We start from the raw sequence: 24,802 nt of genomic DNA on the forward strand, positions 1-24,802 counted from the left end.
ATCCCATGGCACGCTATCTCATCGCGGCAACCGCCCTGCCCGGCCACGTCCTGCCGATGCTGGCCATCGCCCAGCACCTCACGGGCCTCGGCCACGAGGTGCGGGTGCACACCGCGAGCCAGTTCAGGGCGCAGGCCGAGGCGACCGGCGCGAGCTTCACGCCCTTCGCGCGCGCCATCGACGGCGACTACCGCGATCTCGACGAACGCTTTCCCGAGCGCCGCCGGCTGAACTCGCCGCATGCCCAGCTGTGCTTCGGCCTCAAGCACTTCTTCGCCGACGCGATCGAGGCGCAGCATGCGGGCCTGCGCGCCATCCTCGACGACTTCGAGGCCGACGCCATCGTGGTCGACACCATGTTCTGCGGCACCTTCCCGCTGCTGCTGGGGCCGCGCGAAGAGCGGCCCGCGGTGGTCGCGATCGGCATCTCGGCGCTGCCGCTGTCGAGCTGCGACACCGCCTTCTTCGGCACCGCGCTGCCGCCGTCCTCCACGCCCGAGGGCCGCGCGCGCAACAAGGCGATGAACGCCAACCTGCAGCAGGCGATGTTCGGCGACGTGCAGCGCCACTTCGACACCGTGCTGCGGCGCCTCGGCGCCGGCGCGCTGCCGGCCTTCTTCGTCGATGCGATGGTGCGCATGCCCGACCTCTACCTGCAGCTCACCGGCCCGTCCTTCGAATACCCGCGCAGCGACCTGCCGGCCTCGGTGCGCTTCGTCGGCCCGCTGCTCGCGCCGGCCAGCCGCGACTTCACGCCGCCCGCGTGGTGGGACGAACTCGACGACGGCCGCTCGGTCGTGCTGGTCACGCAGGGCACGCTGGCCAACCAGAATCCCGCGCAGCTGATCGGCCCCACGCTGCAGGCACTGGCCGGCGATCCGAAGTTGCTCGTGATCGCCACCACCGGCGGCCCGGTGCCGTCCGCCCTGTCGGCCAACGTGCCGGCCAATGCGCGCGTGCTTCCCTTCCTGCCCTACGACCGCCTGCTGCCCAAGCTGCATGCGATGGTCACCAACGGCGGCTACGGCTCGGTCAACCATGCGCTGAGCCTCGGCGTGCCGCTGGTGGTGGCCGGCAGCTCGGAGGAGAAGCCCGAGATCGCCGCGCGCGTGGCCTGGTCGGGCGTGGGCATCAACCTCGGCACCGCGCAGCCGGCCGCGCGCCAGGTCGGCGATGCGGTGCGCAAGCTGCTCGCCACCCCCGGCTACCGCGAACGCGCGAACGCCCTGCGCGAGGAGTTCGCGCGCCACCGCGCGCTGCACGGCATCGCGCAGGCGCTCGAGGCCCTGCCGCGCGTCGAATCCCTCGAAGCGGCCTGAGCGCCGGCCCCTTCGCATCCCATCGAAAGAACCGCCATGACCAATCCCTTCGACGACAAAAACGCCAGCTTCCAGGTGCTGGTCAACGACGAGGGCCAGCACTCGCTGTGGCCCGCCTTCATCGCCGTGCCCGCCGGCTGGCGCGTGGCCCTGCCCACCACCGACCGCGCCGCGTGCAGCGCCTACATCGAGGCGAACTGGCAGGACATGCGGCCGCTCTCGCTGGCGGGGCGTTGAGCGCGTCCATCGCATCGGGCCCCCGGCCATGATCTTCCTGTTCCTGCGCAGCCGCAGCGCCGCCGCGGTCCACGTGCGGCGGCTGCGGGCACTGGGCGGCCCTGAGGCCGCGGGCCATCCGTCCTCCGACATCAAGCGCCGGGCCGAGAGGCCGGGCACCCGGAAAGCGGACGGCACGAAGAAGCCGCGCTCCAGATGACATTTTTGTAATCGGAATGTGCGATCCAGGTCGATGGCCTGGCGCCACAGTCCGCTCCAGAGCAGTGCCGGTCGTCACTGCATGACCCCGCGGCGCCGCAACCGGCGCCGCCAGAACCTGGAGCCTTCCATGCATCGCAGAACCCTCATGGGCCGCATCGCGGCCATCGCCCTCGCCGGTGTCTTCTCCGTGGCCGCCGCCAGTGCGCAGACCGCGCCCCCGGCGCCGGTCGCCGTCCACAACGTGGTGCTGGTGCACGGCCTCTATGCCGACGGCTCGAGCTGGGGCAAGGTGATTCCGCTGCTGCAGGCCCAGGGCCTGCACGTGACCTCGGTGCAGAACCCGCTGAGCGGCTTCCAGGACGACGTCGACGCGGTCAAACGCGTGCTGGCGCAGCAGGACGGCCCCACGCTGCTGGTCGGCCATTCGTACGCCGGCATGGTGATCAGCGAGGCGGGCACCGATCCGCACGTGGCGGGCCTGGTCTACATCGCGGCGCGCGCGCCCGATGCCGGCGAGGACTACCCGGCTCTCACTCGCAAGTTCGCCGCCGCGCCCGCCGGTGCCGGCCTGCAGTGGGACACCAACGGCTGGGGTTCGCTGAGCCAGCCGGCCTTCGTGAAGGACTTCGCGGGCGACCTGCCGCCGGCCGAGGCGCTGGCCTACTACGCAGTGCAGCAACCGTTCGCGCGCGCCATCGCCACCGCCAGGACCACCGCCGCGGCATGGCACGACAAGCCGACCTGGTATGCCGTCTCGCGCCAGGACCGCACCATCGACCCCGAGCTGCAGCGCTTCATGGCCCAGCGCATGAAGGCCAGCACCGTCGAGCTCGACGCCAGCCACGTGTCGCTGCTGTCGCAGCCCCGGGCCGTGGCCGATCTGATCGTGCAGGCGGCGCAGGGCCGGCGCTAGACTGCGGCACCGCGGCGACGCCCCCGCGGAAGGACACCCCATGCGCGTGCTCGTCGTCGAAGATCATCCCAAGCTCGCGGACTACCTGCGCAAGGGACTCACCGAGAACGGCTACGTCGTCGATGTCGCGGCCGACGGCATCGATGGCCGCCATCTCGCGGTGAACGGCGAGTACGACATCGTGGTGCTCGACGTGATGCTGCCCGGCCTCGACGGCTTCGCGGTGCTCAAGGCGATCCGCGCCACCAAGGACGTGGCGGTGCTCATGCTCACGGCGCGCGACCAGGTCGAGGACCGCGTGCGCGGCCTGCAGGACGGCGCCGACGACTACCTGGTCAAGCCCTTCGCGTTCTCGGAGCTGCTGGCGCGCCTGACCGCGCTGCGCCGCCGCGGCGTGCGCTCGGGCGGCACCTCGGAACCCACCACGCTGACCCTGGGCGACCTGCAGCTGGACCTTGCGCGGCGCAAGGCCTCGCGCGGCGGCCAGGCGCTCGAGCTCACCAACAAGGAGTTCCTGATCCTGGCGCTGCTGATGCGGCGCCGCGGCGAGGTGCTGTCGCGCACCGTGATCGCCGAGCAGGTGTGGGACATGAACTTCGACAGCGACACCAACGTGGTCGAAGTGGCGGTGCGCCGCCTGCGCGCCAAGCTCGACGATCCCTTCGAGACCCCGATGCTGCGCACCGTGCGCGGCATGGGCTACGTGCTGGAGTCCGCGTGAAGGCTCCGCGGGTGCGCTTCGGCTCGATCTCGGCGCGCCTGGTGCTGATGCTGGCGGTGGTCGCGGTCGCGGTATTCGCCGCCACCGGCTACCTGCTGCACAAGGCGCTCGAGCAGGTGCTGATCGCCGACGAGCGCTCGGACCTCAGCGGCAAGACCGAGGTGGTGCAGCACTTCATCGACGAGGTGCGCACGCCGGCCGACCTGCCGATGCTGCGGCGCCATCTCGCGGCCACCAGCGTGGGCGGCCGCTATCGCTGGAACGTGTGGCTGATCGCGCGCGACGGCGAGATGCTCTACGGCGCCGAGCCGATGCCGCCCACGCTGCGCGGCGAGGGCAACAAGGTCTGGCTGCAGCGGCAGGACGGCGTGGTGCTGCGCGGCGCGCACTACCGGCTCGACGAGCACGCCATCTTCCCCGGTGCGCAGGTGCTGATCGGCATGGACCCGCGGCCGCGCGCCGAGATGCTCGACCGCTACGACAACTACGGCCTGCTGGTCGGCGCGCTCGGCGTGCTGTGCACCGTGGCGCTCGGCGCCATCGCCACGCGGCGCGGCCTGCGCGCGCTCGCGGACCTGTCGCGCGAGGCCTCGGTGATACGCCCCGGCGGGCTGTCGCAGCGCCTGACCCTGCCGGCCGACAGCACCGAGCTGCTGCCGCTGGCCCTGCGCTTCAACGAGGTGCTGGCGCGCATGGAGGATGCATGGACCCAGCTCGAGGGCTTCAATGCCGACGTGGCGCACGAGCTGCGCACCCCGCTGGCCATCATGATCAACGGCGCCGAACTCGCGCTCGCGCGCGACCGGCCCCGGGACGAGATGCGCGAGGTGCTCGAGTCGCACCTCGAGGAGCTGCGCACGCTGGGCTCGATGGTCAACGACATGCTGTTCCTCGCGCGCGCCGACCGCGGCGACGCGGCCGAGGACCTGCGCGAGCTCTCGCTGGGCGAGCAGGCGCGGCAGGTCGGCGAGTTCGTCGAGGTCTTCCTCGAGGAGAAGCGCCAGCGGCTCGAGATCGAGGGCGATGCCTCGGTGCCCGTCAACCGCGTGCTGCTGCGCCGCGCGCTCGTGAACCTGCTGACAAACGCGTCGCGGCATGCGCCGCAGGAGGCCGTCATCGGCCTGCGCATCGAGGCGCTGCCCGAGGGCGCGCGCATCACGGTGACCAACCCGGGCGATGCGATTCCGGAAGAGGTGCGGCAGCACATGTTCGAGCGCTTCTGGCGCGGCGACAGCTCGCGGCCCCGGACGGGCGAGCGCTTCGGGCTCGGGCTGGCGATCGTGCGTGCGATCGCGCGCATGCATGGGGGCGAGACCTTCGTGCACGGCACGCCAGGCGTCAACGAGATCGGGTTCACGCTGCAACGCCAGGTGGCCGCGCCGCCCGGGCAAGGCACCCGCGCGAGGCCACAGGCTCGATAAAATTTCCGGCACGCCAGCGTTGCGCACGCGAAGGCGAGGAGCTCGACCATGGTTCATTCTTCCGGCCCATCGATGGCGGCGCTCGGTTCCGAACTCGATCGCCTCGCCCCCGCTCTCATGGCCGACTGGAAGGTGCCCGGCGCCGCGCTCGCGGTCGTCCAGGACGGCCAGATCCTGCTCACCAGGGCCTACGGACAGCGCGACCTCGAGTCGGGCCTGCCCGTGACCGCCGCGACACGCTTCCTGATCTGCTCGATCACCAAGTCCTTCACCGCGACCGCCCTCGCGCTCCTGCACCACGAGGGCCGGCTCGACTGGACGCGGCCGGTGCGCGACTACCTGCCCGAGTTCCGCCTGCACGACCCGGTCGCCACCGAACGCCTCACGGTGCGCGACCTGCTCACGCACCACAGCGGCCTGCCGGCGCACGACTGGATGTACCTCCCCGGCGACCGCTCGCCGGCCCGGATGATGGCCGACATGCGGCATCTCGAGCCCAACCTCGACATCCGCACCGCCCACCAGTACAGCAACCTCGGCTACAACGTGCTCGGGCTGCTGATCGAACGCGTCGGCGACACCACCTACGAGGCGTTCGTTCGCGCGCGGCTGGGCGACAGGCTCGGCATGACGCTCGGTTTCACGCTCGACGAGCTCGAGGCCTCGCCCGAGCCCGCGCAACCCTACATGGTGCGTGAGGACGTGCCGCAGCCCGCGCCGCGTCTTCCGTTCCGGCCCGTCGCCGCGGGCGGGATCAGCACCTCTGTCGCCGATCTCGCGCACTGGATGCGCTTGCACCTGGGCAGAGGGGAGATCGACGGCCAGCGCCTGCTGCCGGCCGCGCTCGTCGACATGCTGCATGCGCCACACGTCCATTGCCCGAACTCGGCCGGCGGCGAATTCGGCGAAGCGCACTACGGCTTCGGCTTCCGCTGCCACAGCTACCGCGGCGACCGGCTGGTCTTTCATGGCGGCGGCCTGCCCGGCTGGGGCGCGCTGATGACCCTGGTGCCGGACGCCGGCATCGGCATCGCCGTGCTGACCAACCGCAGCCCCAACGAGGGCGTGGCCCGGCCGCTGACCTGGCATGTCATCGACCGGCTGCGCGGCCGCGAGCCGATCGACTGGCGCGCCCGCGGCCGCGTGCAGCGCGAGCAGGCACGGGCCTGGATGCAGGCCTACCGGGCGGAGCAGGCGCGGGCGCGTCATCCGGGCACGCGACCGGCCCACGCCCTCGGGGCCTATGGCGGCCGCTACCTGCACCCCGCCTATGGCCTGATGACGATCGAGGCGCGCGACGACACACTGCACTGGTCGTGGCGCGGCATGTCGGCCACCCTGCAGCACCGCCACCACGAAACCTTCGAGCTGCCCGCGGCGCTGCACCCGCTGCTGCCCGACGGGCTGCCGCTGAGCTTCCTGACCGATCGCGACGGGAACGTCGCCAGCCTCGGCGTGCCGTTCGAGCCGCTGGTGAAAGACATCCTGTTCGTGCGTTCGGAAAGCGCCTGAACGGCCCTCCCGGGCCTTTACTTGGTTTCGGGGATTCCCCGCATCGACCGGCCTGCCTACGCTTGCCGCGATGTCCCGGCGAGTTCCTCGGCCACTCACCGGGACCGGCGCGATGCCGCGCTCCCTCACGAGAGAAAAGCGGGCCCGCGCTTCGCACCATCGCACTGGCCGATTGCAGAGCAGGAGGAGCAATTCCATGACCGACATGCATCTATCGCCCGACATCGTCGCCAACGCGGCCTTGGTCCCGAGCGCGGCCGTCGACAGCGGCGAGATCAAGATCACTTTCGTCAATTACTCGAAGTTCGAGCTGCGGCGCGACGTCACCGGCTACACCAAGGACTTCGCGTTCGGCAGCGTGACCTCCTCGCCGGGGCCGATCCTCAAGGCGCGTTCGGGCATGGAGACGCTCGACATCTGCCAGATCGCGTTCTCGTGGATCGCCGACGGCGCCAACAACGCCTACGTCACCTGGTACAGCCCCGAGATCCCGGTGCGCTTCGGCGTGCGGATCGTCGCGCCGGTGCAGGTCTTCGGCATCGGCAAGCGTCCGTACTGGGACGTGTGCTGGGACAACAACCCGGGCAGGGATCCGCAGTGGGCGCGCTCGGGGTCGGATCCGTCGGACCCCAGGACCTTCTTCGCCGACGGGCACGTCGGCGGCCTCGCGGCCATCGGCCGCGCGCAGTCGTGGCACACGGCGCTCGACCTGACCGTGACCATCAGCGACTACACGGGAGGCAAGCCATGAACGACCTGCTGATTCTCGAGATCGGGCAAGGACGATGGGTCGCGCGGGTCGCGAACACCGACATCGAGTACGCCTTCAAGTACCTGGCGGAGGAACCCGACCTGAGCAGCCTCTGCGTCCAGTCGCTCGCCCTGGCCATGCAGTCGGGGCGCCAGCAGGTCATCGACAGCATCGCGGGCAACGGCATCTTCGATCTTCCCGCCGGCACGCAGGCCGATGCCGTGGTCGCCGAGCTGTTCGACGCGACCGCGGCCCTGCGCTTCGAGGAAGCCACGATCTTCGTGGCGCAAGTCGTCCTGGCCGACGAGCTGGAAGGGGCCGGCGTCGCGCTGCTCGCCGCCGTGCCCTGAGTCTCAGTCCGCTCCCGGCAGGCGCAGCACGATCTTCCCGATGTGCGCGCCGGCCTCCATGCGCGCCTTGGCCGCCGGCAGTTCGTCGAACGCCACCACCTGATCGATGCGCGGCCGGATGCGGCCAGCCGCGAACAGCGGCAGCACCTCGGCGACGAAACGCGGCACGCCCGAAGCGCGCTGGGCCTTGGTGCGCAGCTTGTTCGAGACGCCGAACAGCGTGAGCCTCCGCGCATGCAGGGCCTCGAGGTCGAGCTCGGCATGCAGCACGCCGTCGACATGGCCCACGGTCGCGTGCCGCCCCTCGAAGGCCATCGCGCGCAGGTTCTCGGCGAACACCGAGCCGCCGACCGTGTTGACGACGAGGTTCGCGCCCTTGTCGCCGGTGGCCAGCAGCACGGCCGGCGCGAAATCGGCGGCGCGGGTGGGCAGCGCGACATCGAGCCCCAGCGGCGCGAGGGCCGCGAGCTTGTCGGCCGACCCCGAGGTGCCGATGACGCGCGCGCCGAGCGCCTTGCCCAGTTGCAGCGACGCCACCCCGACGCCCGAGGACACGCCGTTGACCAGCAGCCATTCGCCGGGCTGCAGCCGGCCCTGCAGCACCAGCATGTCGAACGCGACCAGGAAGGCCAGCGGAATGCTCGCGGCCTCTTCCCACGACAGCGCCTGCGGCACGGCCATGGCCTCGGCCGCTTCCATCAGCGCGTACTCCGCGAAGGCCCCGGCGCAGCGGCCCATCACGCGGTCTCCCACTTGAAATCCACTAACGGCATTTCCAACATCGACCACCCTGCCCGCACCCTCCCCGCCGGCCGGGCGCCAGGCACCCGACGCGCCGTGGCCGGCCAGGAACTCGCCTCGGTTGAGCGATGCCGCATGCAGGCGCACCAGCAACTGTCCCGGGCCCGCGGTGGGCACCGGCACCTCGCGTTGCTCGAGCACGCCGCCCGCCTCGCTCATCCGCATCCAGAAGGACTGCATGGTGGTCGTTTCGGTCATCGAGAGATTTCCCTTCAAGCACTCAGGTTGCGCAGCACGGCCTGCGTGAACGCCACCGTGTTGCCGCTGCCGCGGATGTCGCCGGTGCGCGCCGCGCGATCGGCGAGCGCGGCCGTGATGGCGCGCGACATCGATGCGGCCATGCGCACCGCGCCCTCGTTGCCGCGGCTGTGACCCAGCCAGTCGAACAGCATGCGCGTCGACTCGATCATCGCGTAGGGATTGGCGATGCCCTGCCCCGCGATGTCGGGCGCCGAGCCGTGCGTGGCCTGCGCCATCGCGATGTCGCCGTCGCCGATGCACAACCCCGGCGCCATGCCCAGGCCACCGACCAGGCCGGCCGCCTCGTCCGACAGGATGTCGCCGAACATGTTGGTCGTGACCACCACGTCGAAGCTCTGCGGATCGCGCACCAGCCGCATCGCGAAGGTGTCGACGATCACGTCGTCGACGCGCACGTCGGGGTACTCCTCGGCGAGCTTCCTGCACTCCTCGACGAACATGCCGCAGCCGAGCTTGAACACGGTGTCCTTGTGCACATAGGTCAGGTGCTTGCGGCGCTGGCGCGCGAGTTCGAAGGCCGCGCGCGCCACGCGCCGGCTGCCGGTGCGGGTGATCACGCGCACCGAGAGCGTGACCTCGTCGTTGGGCCGGAACTCGCCCGAGCCCGCGACCATGTTGCGGTCGGGCTGGAAGCCTTCGTTGTTCTCGCGCACGATCACCAGGTCGACGCCGTCGTGCAGGCAGCCGATGTCCGGGTACGAGCGCGTGGGCCGCACGTTGGCAAACAGGTTGAAGGTCTTGCGCAGGATCGGATGCGGGTTGATCGCGTTCGGCCCCTTGGGATAGGCGCGGTGGCCGATGGGCCCGAGGAGCCAGCCGTCGAGCGTGCGCAGGGTCTCGAGCGTGCCGGGCGGCAGGGTGTGGCCGTGGGTCTGCAGTGCGCGCGCGCCGATCGGCAGCGGATGCCAGTCGATGGCCACGCCGTGCAGCTCGGCGGCCGCGCGCGCGATGTCGACCGAGGCCGGCACGATCTCGTGGCCGATGTCGTCGCCGTCGAGGATACCGATGCGAAGCGATGCAATGCTCTGGTTCGTCATGCGTGCCTCCCGTTCAAGCCGAAGGCGCGGTCAACGCGGTCAGCGTGCGCAGGTCGGACAGCGCGGCCAGCGTGCGGCACACCTCGGTGATCCGGCCCGAGCGCTGTGCGCCGAGCAGCGGCACCGCGAGCGCGTCGAACTTGGCCTCGAGCTGCGCATCGGACAGCGGGTTGTGCATCGAGCCGATCGCATGATCGACCCGCACCTCGACGCGCCGGCCGTCGCGCAGCAGCGCGCTCACGTGCACCGACTCCTCCGCGATGCCGTCGTCGACCACCGCCTGCACCCGGTTGCGCAGCGCGATCACGCGCGGGTCGTTGACCACCGCGTCCGAGAACTCCTCCTCGCCCGCGCGGCCGTGGATCAGGCCCACGGCGCAGCCGTGGTAGACGCTGAACTTGCCCTGCAGGCCGTCCTTCGGCTCCTTCTTGCCCGTGAGCTCGAGCACCAGCGAATGCACGCGCAGCTCGATGCGCTCCACGTCCTCGGGCGCGATGCCCTGCGCGCGCAGCCGCACGCAGGCGTCGATGCTCGGATGGATCACGATGCCGCAGGCGAAGGGCTTGTAGGTGTTGAAGGAGATCTCGAAGCGCTCGCCGAGTTCGTCGGTGACCTCGTGCCAGGCCCGCTTGTCGGAGGCCACCTGCACGAAGCCGCGCGGCGCCTCGAGCGCCCGCTCGCTGGCCGTGAAGCCCTGGCTCGCGAGCAGCGCCGACATCAGGCCCGCGCGCGCCGCGGCGCCCGGATGGAAGGGCTTGGTCATGGTGCCGAACTGCTCGCGCAGGCCCACGGGCTGCGAGGCCGCGATGCCGATCGCCATCGCCGTGCGGTGTTCATCGAGCCCCAGCAGCCGCGCGCAACCCGCGGCCGCGCCGAGCATGCCGGTCGAGCCCGTGATGTGCCAGCCGCGGTCGTAGTGGTCGGGGTACATGGTGTTGCCGATGCGGCAGGCCACGTCGATGCCGAGCACCAGCGCGTCGATCAGCTGGCGACCCGAGGCCCCGCGGTGCTCGCCGAGCGCCAGCAGCGCCGAGGCCACTGGTCCGGCCGGATGGATGATGGTCTTGAGGTGCGTGTCGTCGAAATCGAAGGTGTGCGAGGTGATGCCATTGACGAGCGCTGCGCTGGCCATGTCGACCTTGTCGGCGCGGCCCGGCACGCTGGCCTGCGGCGCCGGCTCGAGCATGCGCACGGCGGCGATCGCGGCCTCGGCCGCCTCGTGGCGCGCGGCGCCGATGGCGCAGCCGAGCCAGTTGTAGAAAGTGCGGTGCGCCTCGCGCTCGACCGCGTCGCTCCAGCCGCGCGACGGGTGCGTGGCGACGAAGCGGGCCAGGATGGCGGTGACGGGAGGGGCCGAGGTGTCGGCGGAAACGTGCGTGTTGCGGGCCACTGGAGTTCTTGCTGGTTGCGTTGAGAAAGAGAAAGGGGAAGCCGGCCGGACCTACTCGTCGAGCTGGATGTTCCGGGCCTTGGCGAGCGCGGTCCAGCGCGCGATCTCCGAGCCGATGTACTTGCTGAACTGGTCGGGCGTCATCGGCCAGGGCTCGACGGCCTCGCTGGCGAGCTTCTCGGCCAGGTCGGGCGCCTTGAGCACCGCGACCTGGGTCTCGTTGAGGCGGCGCACCACGTCGGCCGGCATGCCCGCGGGGCCGACCGAGCCGTACCACTGCATCGCGTCGAAGCCCTTGAAGCCGACCTCGTCCATGGTCGGCACGTCCTTGAGCTGCGCGCTGCGCTTGCTGCCGGTGACGGCCAGCGCGCGCATGCGGCCCGAGCGCAGATGCGGCAGCGCTGCCGCGAGCCCCGGGAACATGGCCTGGGTCTGGCCGCCGAGCACGTCGTTGATGGCCGGCGCGATGCCGCGGTACGGCACGTGCACCATGACCGCGCCGGTCTCCTGCTTGAACAGCTCCATCGTCATGTGCGTGAGTGAGCCCGCGCCGGCCGAGCCGTAGCTCACCTTGCCGGGGTTGCGCTTCACGTAGTCCACGAACTCGGCCACCGTCTTGGCGGGCACGTCGGCATTGATGGCCAGCACGTTGGGCGTGGCGCCGATCATGCCGATCGGCGTGAAGTCCTTGATCGCGTTGTAGCTCACGCGGCGCGTCGCGGGCGTGGTGCCGTGGGTCGCGACATAGCCCTGCATCAGCGTGTAGCCGTCGGCCGCGGCGCGCGCGGTGTTCTGGCAGGCCACCACGCCGCCGCCGCCGCTCTGGTTGTCGATCACGAAGGGCTGGCCCAGCGCGCGGCCCCAGCGTTCGGCGACCACGCGGGCGATCATGTCGTTGCCGCCGCCAGCGGCGACCGGCACGATGTAGCGGATCGGCTTGCTCGGAAAGTCCTGCGCGATCGCGAAGCGGGGCATCGCGAGGGTGGCCGAGGCCGCGGAAGCGGTCAGCAGCAGTTGGCGGCGTTGCATGTCGGTGTCTCCTTGTTCTGCCGCGCATCTTCTGCCTGGGCGTCATTGCAGTAAATTGCAAGTTTTTGGGGGTTTATTGCATGAACTGCATGAGTGATCCGAAATGCTGAAGCCCTCGCTGGCCGACCTGCGCGCCTTCGTCACCGTGGGCGAGCTGCAGAGCTTCGCCGCGGCGGCGCGCACCCTGCACCTGTCGCAGCCCGCGCTGTCGCGGCGCATCTCGCACCTGGAGGAGCTGCTGGGCGTGCGCCTGTTCGACCGCACCACGCGCAGCGTCGAGCTCACCCTGCTGGGCCGGCGCTTCCTCGGCCAGATCCGCGGCCTGGTCGACGACCTCGACCGCTCGGTGCTGAGCCTGCGCGACGCGGCCGAGCTCGAGGCCGGCGACGTCACCATCGGCTGCGTGCTGTCGACCGTGCACCACTTCATGCCGCCCGTGATCCAGGCCTTCCGCGCGCGCCATCCGCACGTGCTGGTGCGCATCATCGAGGAGGGTGCCGACGAGGTGCTTGCCAGCGTGAAGCAGGGCGAGGCCGATTTCGCGCTCAACTACATCGGCATGCAGGACCCCGAAGTGGAGTTCACGCCGCTGCTCAAGGAGCCCTATGTGCTCGCCTGCCCCGCGGACCATCCGCTGGCGCGGCGCAAGTCCGTGGGCTGGGAGGAGCTCGCCCAGTACCCGCATGCGCGGGTCTCGCAGGCCAGCCGCAACCGCCTGTTCATCGACCAGGCCCTGGCCGAGCTGCCGCCGCTGCCGCGCCCGGTGTGCGAGGTGCGCCACGTCTCCACGCTGATCGGCATGGTCGAGAACGGCCTCGGCGTGGCCGTGGTGCCGCAGCTCACCTTGCCGCACAAGCCGGCCGCGGTGGTCGGGGTGCGGCTGGAGCGGCCCGAGATCGGGCGCACCATCGGCGTGATACGGCGCGCGGGGCGCAGCCTGTCGCCGGCGGCGGCGGCTTTCCTGGAGATGCTGGCGCTGGCGAGCCGCTCGAGCGTGAAGCCGGCCAAGGCGGCGAAGGCCCGGTCGCCGCAACGCAGCCGCCGGCCTTGAACGAGCGGCTGGCGTTCACCGAATCAGCGCAAAATGGATACTTCCTGCTACTCCTCCTCGCCTCTTCGCCTCAGGCCGCCCTGAGCCTTCCATGAACGTCCACCATCGAAACAACATCCGGATCCAGGGCTCCGGACCGACGGCCATCGTCTTCGCCCACGGATTCGGGTGCGACCAGAACATGTGGCGACTCATGGCGCCACGGTTCGCGGACCGCTACAAGGTGGTGACCTTCGACCTGGTGGGCGCCGGCAAGTCGGACCTCGATGCCTACGACACCGCGAAGTATTCGAGCCTCCAGGGCTACGCCGACGACCTGCTCGAGGTCGTCCGCGACGTGGCGGCGAGCCCGGCGATCTTCGTGGGCCACTCCGTCAGCGGCATGATCGGCCTGCTCGCCGACCTGAAGTCGCCCGGCACCTTCGCGGCGCAGGTGATGATCGGCCCGTCGCCGTGCTACATCGACGATGGCGACTACGTGGGCGGCTTCGCGCGCGAGGACATCGACTCGCTGCTGGACACGCTCGACAGCAACTACCTCGGCTGGGCGAGCAGCATGGCGCCCGCCATCATGGGCGTGCCCGAGCGCCCCGAGCTCGGCGAAGAACTCGCGGCCAGCTTCTGCCGCACCGACCCCGACATCGCCAAGCAGTTCGCCAAGGTCACCTTCCTGTCCGACAACCGCGAGGACCTGGGGAAGCTGCGCACGCCCACGCTCATCGTCCAGTCGTCCGAGGACCTGATCGCGCCGCTCGTCGTCGGCGAGTACATCCACCGGGTCCTGCCCCACAGCACCCTGCGCGTCGTCGAGAACGTCGGCCACTGCCCTCACCTGAGCGCGCCGGGCGCGTGCTGCGACGCGATCGAGGCCTTCCTCGCCGCGCTGCCGCGTGCGTCGGCGCGAGCCGGATGACGCAGGCCATCCCCGACCTCGCCAGCCTCTTCGACGAGGCACCGTGCGGCCTGCTCGTGACGACGCTCGACGGCACGATCGTCAAGGCCAACGGCACCTTCTGCGACTGGATCGGCATCCCTCGCGACGAACTCGTCGGCGCGAAGCGACTGCAGGACCTGTTCACCATGGGCGGCCGGATCTTCCATCAAACGCACTGGGCGCCTTCGCTGCAGATGCAGGGATCGCTGGCCGAAGTGAAGTTCGACCTGCGCCATCGCGACGGGCGGACCATCCCCATGATCCTCAACGCCCACCGGCGCCAGCGGCCCGAAGGCGAATTCGACGAGATCGCGGCCTTCGCCGCCGAGGACCGCAGCCGCTACGAACGCGAGCTGATGGGTGCCAGGCGCAAGGCCGACGCGCTGCTCGAAGCCGAGCGCGAGACGCGCAGCCTGATGCGGGACCGGGCGCTGTTCGCCGAGCAGATGGTCGGCATCGTGAGCCACGACCTGCGCAATCCGCTGTCGGCCATCCTGATGGGGGTCCAGATGCTCGAGCATGTCGAGGGCGAGCGCCGTACCCGCATCCTGGGGCACGTGCGGCACTCGGCCGACCGGGCACGGCGGCTCATCGAGGAGCTGCTGGACTTCACCCAGGCACGCGTCGGCAAGGGCCTTACCGTCAACCTCCGGTCGATCGACCTGCACGAGGTGGTCGACGGCGCGCTGGCGGAGTTGCGCCTGGCCTACCCGGGCCGGACGATCGAGTACATGCCCGAAGGCGACAGTGCCTGCGTGGCGGACGCCGACCGGCTGGCGCAGCTGATCGGCAACCTCGTTAGCAACGCGGCCGCCTACGGCCAGGTCGACACGCCCGTGTTCGTCCGTTCGGGCGTGGCCGGCGCCACGGCCGAGATCGTGGTGCGCAATCTCGGCGCGCCCATTCCCGAGGCGATGCTGGCCGACATGTTCGAACCCATGGTCCGCGGCGAGACCGGCAGCAACACCGTGCGCAGCGTGGGGCTGGGCCTCTTCATCGTCCGCGAGATCGCGCGCGCCCATGGCGGCGACATGAGCGTGACGTCGACGCTGGCCGATGGCACTTCGTTCGGCCTGCGCTTTCCCGCGCAGGCCGAAGCGCCATGATCGCCAGAGTCATCGCGAACCTGTCGTGGGCCGCGCTAGGCTTCGCCATGCTGGCCGGCGTCTTCGCCGCCTTCGGGGCGCTGCTCCACCTGCTCGCGCTCGCCAACGGCCTGCTGCGCGGCTTCCGGCACGACGACGCCGCCGATGACCGCCGCCATGCGACGCACATGCTGGCGGCCGCCGGCATCTGCGCGCTGATCGCCGCTGCCGTGGGCGGTCTCGTGCTTCTCATCGCGTCGTTCCAGTGAACGAGGCTTTGGCTTCGCGTGGAACGCGGGCGCCCGACGATCACCGGGCATCGACCAGTGTGCCGGCGGCATCGACCAGGGCTCGTATCAGCCTCTCGCGCGGCGACGCACGCTGCCAGAGCACGCCGAAGCGCCGCGGCTCGGATGCCAGCGGCAACGGCAGCTTGGCCACGCGCTGGCCGTCCAGCAGCGGAGAAGCGATGTCCGGCACCACGGACACTCCCAACCCACGGTCCACCATCATCGCAATGGCAAGTAAGGAGCTGAGCTCGAAGCGCTCCTGCGGCACGATGCCGGCGTCCCGCAGGTAGCGGTCGGCCTGCTTTCCTCCGCCCAGGCTGCGGTCGTAGCGAATCAGGGGCGAGCTGCGCAGCAGCGCGTGCGGGTCCTTGCGCGCCAGCCGCGCGGGCACCAGCAGCACCAGCGGTTCCTCGCGCAGCAGATGCCAGTCGAAGGTCTTGGCCAGCGCGAACGGAGGGTGCAGGCAGACCGCCGCGTCCAGTTCGCCCTGCTGGATACCCTTGTACAAGGTGGCCGTCGTGCCCGAGCGCAGGAACACCTGCACGCCAGGATGCTGCTGGACGAAGGCCGCCAGGATGTCCGGCAGCATGCTGTGCAACGCCGTGTTGATGGTGCCGATGACGAGTTCGCCGCCCGTGTCCTCGCTGGCCAGCACGGCCTTGATGGCACCGACCTCGCGCAGCAACGCCCGCGCGCGGTGCAGCAGCTTGTGGCCGGCTTCGGTGGGCTGCACGGTGCGGCCGGCGCGGGCCATCAACGGCGCGCCCAGCGAACGCTCCAGCGCGCGGATCTGCTGCGTCACGGCCGCGGGCGTCAGGTCGAGCCGGCGGGCGGCCTCGGACACCGAGCCCGACTCCACGACCAGCAGAAAGCTCTCCAGGTATCCGGTTTCCATGAAATCACATTTTCTATCGTTTGATCATAGAGTACCTATGTACTTCTAACTTCACGTGGCGCACACACTGCGCCCCATGAGAAGCAAACTGTTTGTTCCGGCCTCGCGTCCCGAGCTGTTTTCCAAGGCCCTTGCCAGCGCAGCCGACGGCCTGTGCTTCGACCTGGAAGACGCCGTCGTGCCCACCCGCAAGGCCGAGGCGCGCGACCGGCTGGCCGCTTTCCTGCGCAGCGGCGGCCTGGCCGGCGCGCGTCAGAAGATCATCGTGCGCATCAACGCCGCGAGCACGCCGCACTTCGCGGACGACATCCGGGCCGTTGCGCAGGCCGGCGTCGACGTGGTCAACCTGCCCAAGCCGCGCAGCGTCGATGATGTGCGCGCTGCCGCAGCCGCGTTGCAACAGGCCGAGCAGACGAATGGCGTGCTGGCCCCCATCGGCCTGTTGCTGAACATCGAGGAGCCCGTTGCCCTGCGCCTGGCGGCCGAGCTGGCCGCCGCCTCGCCGCGCGTCGTGGGCTTGCAGATGGGCCTGGGCGACATGTTCGAGCCGCTGGGAATGGCCCGGCGCGACGCGATCTCGGTGCAGGCCACGATGTTCGCGCTGCGCATGGCGGCCGGCGAGGCGGGCGTGTACGCCTACGACAGCGCCTTCGCCGACATCGCCGATGCGGCCGGCTACCGCGCCGAGGCCGAACTGGCGCGGCGCATGGGCTTTCTCGGCAAGACCTGCATCCATCCCAGCCAGGTCGCCATCGCCAACGACGTGTTCCGCCCCACGGACGCCGAGATCGCGCATGCCCGCAAGGTGCTGCAGGCTGCCCGCGAGGCCGATGCCAGCGGCACCGGCGCGTACGTGGTCGACGGGAAGATGGTCGATGCGCCCTTCGTCGCCCGGGCCGAGCGGATCGTGGCCAGCGCCCGCGCGCTGGACCTGCCGGCCGGCTGAGCAAGCCATTTCAACTCCAGGAGACACACACATGATCCAGCGCTTGCTGCCGCGCGCCGGTGCGCTCGCCGCCCTGGCCCTGCTGTCCGCGACGGCGTTCGCCCAGGCCGGCTACCCGTCCAGGACGATCACCATCGTCGTGCCCTATCCGGCCGGCGGTTCCAACGACACCTTCGCGCGCCAGATCGCCAAGGAGCTCGGCGACGAGCTCAGGCAGCCGGTCATCATCGACAACCGTCCCGGCGCCAGCGGCAACACCGGCACCGGCCAGGTCGGCAAGGCCGCGCCCGATGGCTACACCCTGGTCGCGGTGTCGTCCAGCATGACGACCAACGCGGCCATCCAGCCCAGGCTGCCGTACGACCCGATCAAGAGCTTCGCACCCGTGGCCATGTTCGCCCGGGGCCCGTTCATCGTCGCGGTCAACAACGAGTTCCCGGCCCGGACACCGGCCGAGCTGATCGCCGCCATCAAGGCCAGGCCCGGCCAGTACAACTACGCCTCGTCGGGCACCGGCAGCGTGAACCAGTTCGGCACCGAGCTGCTGAAGTCCCTGGTGCCCGGCATGGCCATCACGCACATCCCGTACAAGGGCATGGGCCCGGCCGTGACCGACCTCGTGGGCAACCAGACCCAGCTGCTGATCTCCAGCGGCCCTTCGCTGCTGCCCATGGTGCGAAGCGGCAAGCTGCGCGCCATCGGTATCACGAGTGCGAAGCCCAGCCCGATCGCACCCGACCTCACGCCGATCGCCACGGCCGTGCCCGGCTACGACTTCGAACTCTGGTGGGGCTTGCTGGCGCCAGCCGGTACGCCGCCCGAGATCGTGGACAAGCTCAATGCGACGGTCAACAAGATCCTGGCCAAGCCGGCCCTGGCGGGCAATTTCCTCAAGGAAGGCGCCATCGCCACCCCGCTGTCGGTGCCGCAGTTCACCGCGCTCATCGCCACCGATGTGGAGCGCTGGAAGAAGCTGGCCCAGCAGCAGAACATCACCGCCGAGTGAGATCCGCCATGGCAACCCAATCCTTCGTGGAGCGGCACGGCCCGCGAGGCCCCTTGAGCGGCGTGCGCGTGCTCGACCTCAGTGCCTACATCGCGGGCCCCTACGGCTGCGCGCTGCTGGCCGACCAGGGCGCCGAAGTCATCAAGATCGAACCGCCCGCGGGCGACAACCTGCGCAAGTACCCTTCGACGCTGGAGGCCGAGAGCCGCGCCTTCGTCGGCGTCAACCGCAGCAAGCTCGGCGTGGTGCTGGACCTGAAGGATCCGGCCGACCAGGCGGCGCTGCTGGACCTGGTTCGCGAGGCCGACGTGCTGGTGCACAACTTCCGGCCCGGCGTGCCCGAGCGCCTGGGCATCGGCCATGCGCAGCTGCAGGCCGTCAATCCGCGCCTGATCTATTGCAATGTGACCGGGTATGGCGAGACCGGGCCGCTCAAGCAGAAGGCTGGCTACGACCAGGTGCTCCAGACCATGACCGGCATGTGCGCCTTGCAGGGCAAGCGCGGCGAGCCGCCCGAGATCCTGTATGGCTCGGTGGTGGACTACTACGCGGCCTCGCTGGTCGCGGCCGGTGTCGCTTCGGCGCTGTACGAGCGCGAGAAAAGCGGCCAGGGCCAGTTCGTGGGCGTCTCCTTGCTGCGCGCGGCCATGGCCATGCAGTCGGCGCGGCTGGTCTGGGCCGAGGGCGAACCCAGGGACGTGGGGCGCGACATGCGCTCGGGCGGCATCACCGGAATCCATCCCACGCGCGAGGGCCACATCTACATCTCGGCCAACACCCCGCACTTCTGGCAGGCGCTGTGCGAGAAGATCGGCTTGCCCGAACTGGCCCGCGACGAGCGCTACGACAGCGTGCGCAAGCGCGCCCGGCACCATGCCGACATCGTGCCCAGGCTGCATGCCGCACTGGCAGCGCGCAGCGCGCTCGAATGGGAAGAGCTGTTCGGCGAGGAAGTGCCCTGCGCGGCGGCCCGCACGGTGGAGGACATGTTCGATCACCCCCAGGTGCTGGCCGAGGACCTGGTGACCCGCTTCGAGCACCCGACCCTGGGCAGCTACCGCGGCTTCACGCGGCCCGTCGCCTACGGCCGCACGCCCGGCCCCGAACCGTTCGCCGCGCCCACGCTGGGCCAGCACAACGTCCGGGTGCGCGCGCGGACCCGTTGATGCACGCCGGATCGATCGTTCCCAACAGCGCCGGAACACGGCCGCCCCGGACACCGGCGCCGGCTCTGGCCTGCGACGCGCACATGCACGTCTACGACGGACGCTTCGCTGCCGTGGCGGCGCCACGGGCCATGGTGGACGACGCCACGGCCGACGACTACCGGCTGCTGCGGGCCCGCACGGGCACGCAGCGCACGGTCGTCGTGCAGCCGCGCGCGCACGGCACCGACAACGCCACCACGCTCGCGGCGATCCGCGCGCTGGGGCCGGACCGGACACGCGGCGTGGCCGTTCTCGCGCCGGAAGCCACGGATGCGGAACTCGAACGCCTGCACGCGGGCGGCATCCGCGGCATCCGCTTCAGCCTTCACACGGCGACCCACGCCGCCACGCGCTTCGATGCGGTCGAGACGCTGGCGCACCGCGTGGTCGGGTTGGGCTGGCATCTGCAACTGCACTGGACCGCCGAGCAAGTGGTCGCGCATGCGGATCTGCTGCGGCGGCTGCCGTGCACGCTGGTGTTCGATCATCTGGGCCGGCTGCCCTTGCCCGCCGGCACGGCGCACCCGGCCTTCGCGGTCCTGCGAGGGCTGTGCGCTGGCGGCAGGGCCTGGATCAAGTTGTCGGGGGCCTACCTCGACTCCACCGTGGGTGCAGCAGGCGGCTACCGCGACACCGATGCCGTCGCGCAGGCCTGGCTGGCCGAACGACCCGACCGCCTGGTCTGGGGCAGCGACTGGCCCCATCCCACCGAGGCGCCGGCCAAGCCCGACGACGCCGACCTGTTCGACCTGCTGGCGCGCTGGGTCCCGGACGAGGCCGCGCGCCATCGCGTGCTGGTCGCCAACCCGGCGGCCCTCTACGACTTTCCAACAACCGACTCCGACGAGACAACACCGTGAACAAGACCCTTCTGCGCGGCATCGCCGCCATCTCCACGTGCCTGCCGTTGCTGGCGGGGGCATCGGACTGGCCGGCGCGGCCGGTACGCATGGTCGTACCGTACGCCGCGGGCGGCGGTGCGGACAACACGGCCCGCATCGTCGGCCAGCGCCTGAGCGCATTGCTGGGCCAGCCCATCCTGATCGACAACAAGCCGGGCGCTGGCGGCGTGATCGGCGCGGACAACGTGGCCAAGGCACCGGCCGACGGATACACCGTGCTCTACGACGCCTCGGCTTTCGGCGTGAACGGCGCGTTGCGCAAGCTGCCCTACGACCCGGCGAAGGACTTCATTCCGGTGTCGCTGGTGGCCACGGCGCCGCAGATCCTGGTGGTGGGTGCGGGCGCGCCGTACCAGAACCTCGCCGAACTGATCGCCGCCGCGAAGAAGGCACCGCGCAAGTTGACCTACGCTTCGGCCGGCGCCGGCACGGGGTCGCACCTGGCCGCGGAGATGTTCAACGACCAGGCAAGGATCGAGACCGTGCACGTGCCCTACAAGGGCGGTGCGCCGGCACTGACCGATGTGATGGGCGGGCAGGTCGACCTGTACTTCGGCAACGCGGCATCGACCTTGCCGTCCCTCACCGGCGGCAAGCTGCGCGCGCTGGCCGTCACTTCGCGCAAGCGCGTACAAGGCCTGGACGCGGTGCCCACGCTGCGCGAGAGCGGCATGCCCGACTACGAGGTGCTGGAATGGAACGGCGTCTTCCTGCCGAAGAACACGCCCGCCGACATCGTGGCCAAGCTCGCCAAGGCCACGCGCGAGGCCGTCGCCGATCCGGTCGTGCGCGAAAGGCTGCTGAAGGCCGGCCTGGAACCGGTGGGCAACACGCCCGAGGAGTTCGCCAGCTTCGTGAAGGCCGAGAGCACCCGCTGGCAGGCGGTCGTCAAGGCACGCAACATCACGCTGGACTGAGCGCCGTATTGCACGATCGGCGCTCACCGAGACGGTTCCCGGCCGATCCCGTCTTCGCCTGCACATGTCCCAGGTCATCGAGCCGGCGAAGCTCCTGGGCCCCCTCCCGCGGAAATGAAAACGCCCGATGAAATTCATCGGGCGTCCATCGCCGGCTTCAACGGGCCGGCTCCGTGTCCTTCCCAGGCCTCAGCCCGTGAACGACGGCTCAGCGCGAGCTTGCCAGGCGCAATCGCCCCTCAAGCCCCATGCGCATCGCTCGCCGGCAACGCCGCCGGCCCTTCGCGCCGCGCCTTCTGGATCGAGCGCACGAAGGCCACGAGCTGCCACACCACGAACACGCCGATCAGGCCCAGCAGCGTGGCGCTGATCGGGCGGTTCACGAACACGCCGAAGCTGCCGCGGCTGATCAGCATCGCGCGCCGGAAGTTCTCCTCCAGCATCGGCCCGAGGATGAAGCCCAGCATCAGCGGCGCGGCGTCCAGCTCCAATCGCATGAAGGCATAGCCGAGGCAGCCGAACACGGCGGTGATGAAGATGTCGTCGAGGCTGTTGTTGACGCTGTAGGTGCCGATGCAGCAGAAGAACAGGATCGACGGGAACAGCACGGCATACGGGATCTTGAACACCGACAGCCAGTAGCGCACCAGCGGCACGTTGAGCGCGAGCAGGAAGCAGTTGCCCACCCACATGCTGGCCACCAGGCCCCAGAACAGGTCGGGGTGGCTGGCGATCATGTTCGGACCGGGCTGGATGCCCTTGATCACGAACGCGGCCAGCATCAGCGCCATCACCGGGTTCTCGGGGATGCCGATGCTCATCAGCGGGATGAAGCTGGTGCGCGCGGCGGCTTCGTCGGCCGCGGCCTGGCCGGCCACGCCCTCGATGCAGCCGGTACCGATCTCGTGCTTGTACTTGCTGACCTTCTTGTCGATGGCATAGGCCGCGAACTGGGCGATCGAGGGACCGCCGCCGGGCAGGATGCCCAGGAAGGAACCGATGGCACCGCCGCGCAGCGCGCTCGGGATGATCCGCTTGAACTCGGCCCAGGTGGGGATCAGGTTGATCTTGCCGTTGAAGGGCGAGCGCTCCTCGCGCGCGTCGAGGTTCTTGGTGATCTCGGCGATGCCGAAGCAGCCCAGCGCGATGCTCACCAGGCCCACGCCGTCGGCGAGGAAGGGCAGGTCCATGGTGTAGCGCTGCATGCCGCTGTTGACGTCGGTGCCGATCTGGCCGAGCAGCACGCCGATGAAGCACATCGCGAGGCCGTTGAGCAGGCTGCCGGTGGTCACGAAGCTCACGCAGACGAAGCCCACGAGCATCATCGAGCAGTAGTCGGCCGGGCCGAACAGGAAGGCCACCTCGCCGAGCATCGGGGCCATCCAGGCCAGCACCACGATCGCGATCGTGCCGCCTACGAAGCTCGAGAAGCCCGCCGTGAACAGCGCCAGGCCGGTCTGGCCCTTGAGCGTCATCGCGTACCCGTCGATACAGGCCACGATGCTGCTGGCATGCGGGATCTTCATCGTGATCGCGCTCACGCTGTCGCCGTACTGGGCGCCGTAGTAGATGCCGGCCAGCATGATCAGCGCGCCGCCGGTGGGGATCGAGTAGGTCAGCGGCAGCAGCAGGCTGATGGTGGCCAGCGGGCCCAGGCCCGGCAGCAGGCCCACCAGGGTGCCCACGGTACAGCCGATGGCGCAGAACAGCAGGTTCTGCATCGTGAGCGCGTGCGAGAAACCGAACGCGAGGTTGTTCAAGACTTCCATGGCGCGGTCCTCAGAGCAGGGGCAGGTTCAGGCCCAGCAGCTTCTGGAGCGCGAAAGCCATCGCGACCAGGCCGAGGGAAATCTTGACGTTGCGCACCCACGAGTACGAGAGGCCGGCAGCCGTCGAGGCGAACACCATGAACACGATGCCCGCGACCATGTTGATGTGCTCCGAGATCAGCGCGAAGCCGCAGAGGCTGCCGATCACGATGCCGATGTTGCGCAGGTTGAGCTCCATCGGCTGGCGCGCGACGAAGCGCGAGCGGATCACGGTCGCCACGCCGATCAGGCCGAGCAGGATGCTGACGATGAACGGGAACATGCCCGGGCCCGCGCGCGAGAAGTCGCCGATGGGGTAGTTGCGCGCGGCGGTGATGCCGAACAGGAGGGAAATGGCGATGAGGAAGAGCCCTCTGCCTAGGTTGCGGTCGTTCATGTCTGTCTCTGTGGGCGTGCCTGCGCAGCGCGCTTGCGGCCTGTTGTGATGGAGGCAGGGATGCTCGGCGTCGGCGGCTGACCGAAAACTGACACGCAGGCCTCGGGAACTACGTACGGCCGACTACGCCGCAGGTAATCGACGGCCCGCGCCGACGCGGCGAGGATGCGCGCCTTGCGCTTCTTCTACGCGTTTACCCGAATACCGGAGTCCGCTTGAATCCAACCCGAACCACCGCCCCGATCCGCCCCGCCTGGCTGCTGCTGGCCGGCGCGGTCCACGTTGCCGCCCTCGCGCAGACCGCGACCGTGACTGCACCGCCCTCTCCGCTGGCCGCGAGCGCGCCCGATGCCTGCCGGCTGATGCCGCGCGCCGACATCGAGGCGCTGTTCCCTGGGCGCCCGGTCACCGACAAGGGCCCGACCTTGAGCCCCCTGAGCCGCGGCCCGCAGTACGCCGAGGGCTGCACCTACGTGGTGCGCCTGCCGAGCCCGACCTCGAAGACCGATGTCGCGCGTTTCGCGAACCTGACCGTGATCCGCTGGGGCGACTCGCCCGTGGTCGGCCGCGGCACAGCCCGGGACAGCTTCGCCTCGATCCGCACCACGCGCGAACGCGTGGCCGCCGATCCCAAGCTCAGCCTGCGCATCGAGTCGCTGGCCGATGTGGGCGAGGAGGCCTTCATCGAGACCAGCACGCACCGGGTCGCGGTCTATGCGCGCAAGGGCGACCTGATCGTTTCGGCCAGCCTCGATCCCTACTCGAGCCAGACGCCCGGCAACGCGGGCGCGCTCGCGCGCCAGGCGTTGTCGCGCTGGCAACCGGGCACCGGCATGGTGGCGGCCGCGGCGCCGATCGCCACCCAGGCGGCGGTGGCAGTGCCGGCCGACACGCGCGTGTCGCAGACGGCACCCCCCGACCAGTGGCCCGATGCCTGCGCGCTGATGACGACCGAGGACGTGAAGGCCGTGTTCCCCGACATGACGATCGCGGCGCCGGTGCAGTTCAAGGGAAAGATCACGCACGAGTCGCGCGAGAACCGCATCGAGGAGATCCCCAGGCCGATCGGCTGCATCTACAACCTGCGCCGCACCGACATCGTCGACGGCAAGCGCGTGACCGTCTCGCACCAGGTACAGATGAGCGTGCGCAACCTCGCGTCGACGCCCGCGTTCTCGCAGCGCTACTTCGAGGTCTCGCGCAAGGTGGGCGAACCCAAGACGCCGGTGGCGGGCCTCGGCGACGAGGCCTTCATCGACATCCTCAACCGCCTCCAGATCCGCAAGGGCCTGCTGAGCGTGGAGGTGCGCGTGGGCGGCGGCGAACGCGACGCGGCGCTGCACGCGGTGGCGCGCGAACGCGTCCACGCGCTGGCCGCGCGCGTGGCGGCGAAGCTGCCCTGAGGCCGCGCCGGCGTCAC

The 24,802-nt window shown here is 70.2% G+C and carries 26 protein-coding genes; 19 read left to right on the forward strand and 7 right to left on the reverse strand.

Features of this window, described 5'->3' with window-relative positions:
* Window positions 1-5 precede the first annotated feature (5 nt).
* From ACEN9J_RS36595 to ACEN9J_RS36635, 9 genes are all read left to right on the forward strand, one after another.
* Window positions 6-1,319, forward strand: a complete 1,314-nt coding sequence (locus ACEN9J_RS36595) for a glycosyltransferase (RefSeq protein WP_413764824.1) — start codon at window positions 6-8, stop codon at window positions 1,317-1,319.
* Between the two features lie 36 nt (window positions 1,320-1,355).
* The gene (locus tag ACEN9J_RS36600; protein ID WP_057591017.1) at window positions 1,356-1,556 is read left to right on the forward strand and encodes an MbtH family protein; all 201 of its coding nucleotides are present in this window, start codon (window positions 1,356-1,358) and stop codon (window positions 1,554-1,556) included.
* Between the two features lie 28 nt (window positions 1,557-1,584).
* Window positions 1,585-1,755, forward strand: coding sequence for a hypothetical protein (locus ACEN9J_RS36605; RefSeq protein WP_172705395.1), 171 nt, complete (start codon window positions 1,585-1,587; stop codon window positions 1,753-1,755).
* Window positions 1,756-1,884: 129 nt separating this feature from the next.
* The gene (locus tag ACEN9J_RS36610; protein WP_413764825.1) at window positions 1,885-2,670 is read left to right on the forward strand and encodes an alpha/beta fold hydrolase; all 786 of its coding nucleotides are present in this window, start codon (window positions 1,885-1,887) and stop codon (window positions 2,668-2,670) included.
* A gap of 40 nt (window positions 2,671-2,710) precedes the next feature.
* Window positions 2,711-3,391 (forward strand): heavy metal response regulator transcription factor, encoded by a 681-nt coding sequence (locus ACEN9J_RS36615; protein ID WP_413764826.1) that lies wholly within the window; start codon window positions 2,711-2,713, stop codon window positions 3,389-3,391.
* Window positions 3,388-4,812 (forward strand): heavy metal sensor histidine kinase, encoded by a 1,425-nt coding sequence (locus ACEN9J_RS36620; RefSeq protein WP_413764827.1) that lies wholly within the window; start codon window positions 3,388-3,390, stop codon window positions 4,810-4,812. The genes ACEN9J_RS36615 and ACEN9J_RS36620 overlap by 4 nt, the downstream gene beginning before the upstream one ends.
* 48 nt (window positions 4,813-4,860) lie before the next feature.
* Window positions 4,861-6,324 (forward strand): serine hydrolase, encoded by a 1,464-nt coding sequence (locus ACEN9J_RS36625; RefSeq protein WP_413764828.1) that lies wholly within the window; start codon window positions 4,861-4,863, stop codon window positions 6,322-6,324.
* A gap of 196 nt (window positions 6,325-6,520) precedes the next feature.
* Complete coding sequence (locus ACEN9J_RS36630) at window positions 6,521-7,075, forward strand: hypothetical protein (RefSeq protein ID WP_413764829.1); 555 nt, start codon at window positions 6,521-6,523, stop codon at window positions 7,073-7,075.
* Window positions 7,072-7,425 carry a hypothetical protein gene (locus tag ACEN9J_RS36635; RefSeq protein ID WP_057591022.1) on the forward strand — a complete coding sequence of 118 codons (354 nt, stop codon included), beginning with the start codon at window positions 7,072-7,074 and terminating at the stop codon, window positions 7,423-7,425. The genes ACEN9J_RS36630 and ACEN9J_RS36635 overlap by 4 nt, the downstream gene beginning before the upstream one ends.
* Before the next feature lie 3 nt (window positions 7,426-7,428).
* Here the strand turns inward: ACEN9J_RS36635 and ACEN9J_RS36640 are convergent, their stop codons facing one another.
* From ACEN9J_RS36640 to ACEN9J_RS36655, 4 genes are read right to left on the reverse strand one after another with little or no spacing between them, the layout of a single operon-like run.
* A complete protein-coding gene (locus ACEN9J_RS36640) occupies window positions 7,429-8,424 on the reverse strand; it encodes a quinone oxidoreductase family protein (RefSeq protein WP_413764830.1) in 996 nt (331 codons plus the stop codon).
* 14 nt (window positions 8,425-8,438) lie between these two features.
* Window positions 8,439-9,524 (reverse strand): isocitrate/isopropylmalate dehydrogenase family protein, encoded by a 1,086-nt coding sequence (locus ACEN9J_RS36645; RefSeq protein ID WP_413764831.1) that lies wholly within the window; start codon window positions 9,522-9,524, stop codon window positions 8,439-8,441.
* A gap of 13 nt (window positions 9,525-9,537) precedes the next feature.
* Window positions 9,538-10,914, reverse strand: coding sequence for an MmgE/PrpD family protein (locus ACEN9J_RS36650; protein WP_413764832.1), 1,377 nt, complete (start codon window positions 10,912-10,914; stop codon window positions 9,538-9,540).
* A 51-nt stretch (window positions 10,915-10,965) separates the two neighbouring features.
* Entirely contained in the window at window positions 10,966-11,943 is a 978-nt protein-coding gene (locus ACEN9J_RS36655) for a Bug family tripartite tricarboxylate transporter substrate binding protein (protein WP_413764833.1), read from the reverse strand.
* 103 nt (window positions 11,944-12,046) lie between these two features.
* Between ACEN9J_RS36655 and ACEN9J_RS36660 the strand changes: the two genes are divergently transcribed.
* From ACEN9J_RS36660 to ACEN9J_RS36675, 4 genes are all read left to right on the forward strand, one after another.
* Window positions 12,047-12,994: a LysR family transcriptional regulator gene (locus tag ACEN9J_RS36660; protein WP_057591026.1), complete on the forward strand. Its 948-nt coding sequence runs from the start codon at window positions 12,047-12,049 to the stop codon at window positions 12,992-12,994.
* 91 nt (window positions 12,995-13,085) lie between these two features.
* Window positions 13,086-13,907: an alpha/beta fold hydrolase gene (locus ACEN9J_RS36665; RefSeq protein WP_057591027.1), complete on the forward strand. Its 822-nt coding sequence runs from the start codon at window positions 13,086-13,088 to the stop codon at window positions 13,905-13,907.
* Window positions 13,904-15,034, forward strand: a complete 1,131-nt coding sequence (locus ACEN9J_RS36670) for a PAS domain-containing sensor histidine kinase (RefSeq protein WP_057591028.1) — start codon at window positions 13,904-13,906, stop codon at window positions 15,032-15,034. Before ACEN9J_RS36665 ends, ACEN9J_RS36670 begins: the two co-directional genes overlap by 4 nt.
* Window positions 15,031-15,282: a hypothetical protein gene (locus tag ACEN9J_RS36675; protein ID WP_057591029.1), complete on the forward strand. Its 252-nt coding sequence runs from the start codon at window positions 15,031-15,033 to the stop codon at window positions 15,280-15,282. The genes ACEN9J_RS36670 and ACEN9J_RS36675 overlap by 4 nt, the downstream gene beginning before the upstream one ends.
* A gap of 40 nt (window positions 15,283-15,322) precedes the next feature.
* On the opposite strand, the gene ACEN9J_RS36680 is transcribed toward ACEN9J_RS36675, so the two are convergent.
* Window positions 15,323-16,198 (reverse strand): LysR family transcriptional regulator, encoded by an 876-nt coding sequence (locus ACEN9J_RS36680; protein ID WP_296724515.1) that lies wholly within the window; start codon window positions 16,196-16,198, stop codon window positions 15,323-15,325.
* A 76-nt stretch (window positions 16,199-16,274) separates the two neighbouring features.
* Here ACEN9J_RS36680 and ACEN9J_RS36685 point away from each other — a divergent pair, with 76 nt between their 5' ends.
* The 5 genes from ACEN9J_RS36685 to ACEN9J_RS36705 are packed head-to-tail and all read left to right on the forward strand — an operon-like array spanning window position 16,275 to window position 21,177.
* Complete coding sequence (locus tag ACEN9J_RS36685; RefSeq protein ID WP_413764834.1) at window positions 16,275-17,144, forward strand: HpcH/HpaI aldolase/citrate lyase family protein; 870 nt, start codon at window positions 16,275-16,277, stop codon at window positions 17,142-17,144.
* Between the two features lie 31 nt (window positions 17,145-17,175).
* Window positions 17,176-18,150, forward strand: coding sequence for a tripartite tricarboxylate transporter substrate binding protein (locus tag ACEN9J_RS36690; RefSeq protein ID WP_413764835.1), 975 nt, complete (start codon window positions 17,176-17,178; stop codon window positions 18,148-18,150).
* Between the two features lie 8 nt (window positions 18,151-18,158).
* Complete coding sequence (locus ACEN9J_RS36695) at window positions 18,159-19,316, forward strand: CaiB/BaiF CoA transferase family protein (RefSeq protein ID WP_413764836.1); 1,158 nt, start codon at window positions 18,159-18,161, stop codon at window positions 19,314-19,316.
* Window positions 19,316-20,218, forward strand: coding sequence for an amidohydrolase family protein (locus tag ACEN9J_RS36700; protein ID WP_413764837.1), 903 nt, complete (start codon window positions 19,316-19,318; stop codon window positions 20,216-20,218). The genes ACEN9J_RS36695 and ACEN9J_RS36700 overlap by 1 nt, the downstream gene beginning before the upstream one ends.
* Window positions 20,215-21,177: a tripartite tricarboxylate transporter substrate binding protein gene (locus tag ACEN9J_RS36705; protein ID WP_413764838.1), complete on the forward strand. Its 963-nt coding sequence runs from the start codon at window positions 20,215-20,217 to the stop codon at window positions 21,175-21,177. Before ACEN9J_RS36700 ends, ACEN9J_RS36705 begins: the two co-directional genes overlap by 4 nt.
* A gap of 239 nt (window positions 21,178-21,416) precedes the next feature.
* Here the strand turns inward: ACEN9J_RS36705 and ACEN9J_RS36710 are convergent, their stop codons facing one another.
* Window positions 21,417-22,946: a tripartite tricarboxylate transporter permease gene (locus tag ACEN9J_RS36710; RefSeq protein ID WP_413764839.1), complete on the reverse strand. Its 1,530-nt coding sequence runs from the start codon at window positions 22,944-22,946 to the stop codon at window positions 21,417-21,419.
* A 10-nt stretch (window positions 22,947-22,956) separates the two neighbouring features.
* Complete coding sequence (locus tag ACEN9J_RS36715; protein WP_057591037.1) at window positions 22,957-23,382, reverse strand: tripartite tricarboxylate transporter TctB family protein; 426 nt, start codon at window positions 23,380-23,382, stop codon at window positions 22,957-22,959.
* Window positions 23,383-23,597: 215 nt separating this feature from the next.
* Here ACEN9J_RS36715 and ACEN9J_RS36720 point away from each other — a divergent pair, with 215 nt between their 5' ends.
* Window positions 23,598-24,785 carry a hypothetical protein gene (locus tag ACEN9J_RS36720; protein WP_413764840.1) on the forward strand — a complete coding sequence of 396 codons (1,188 nt, stop codon included), beginning with the start codon at window positions 23,598-23,600 and terminating at the stop codon, window positions 24,783-24,785.
* The last annotated feature ends 17 nt before the right edge of the window (window positions 24,786-24,802 follow it).

The organism is Variovorax sp. Varisp41 (genome assembly GCF_047325085.1).
In the GTDB taxonomy this organism is placed as follows: domain Bacteria; phylum Pseudomonadota; class Gammaproteobacteria; order Burkholderiales; family Burkholderiaceae_C; genus Variovorax.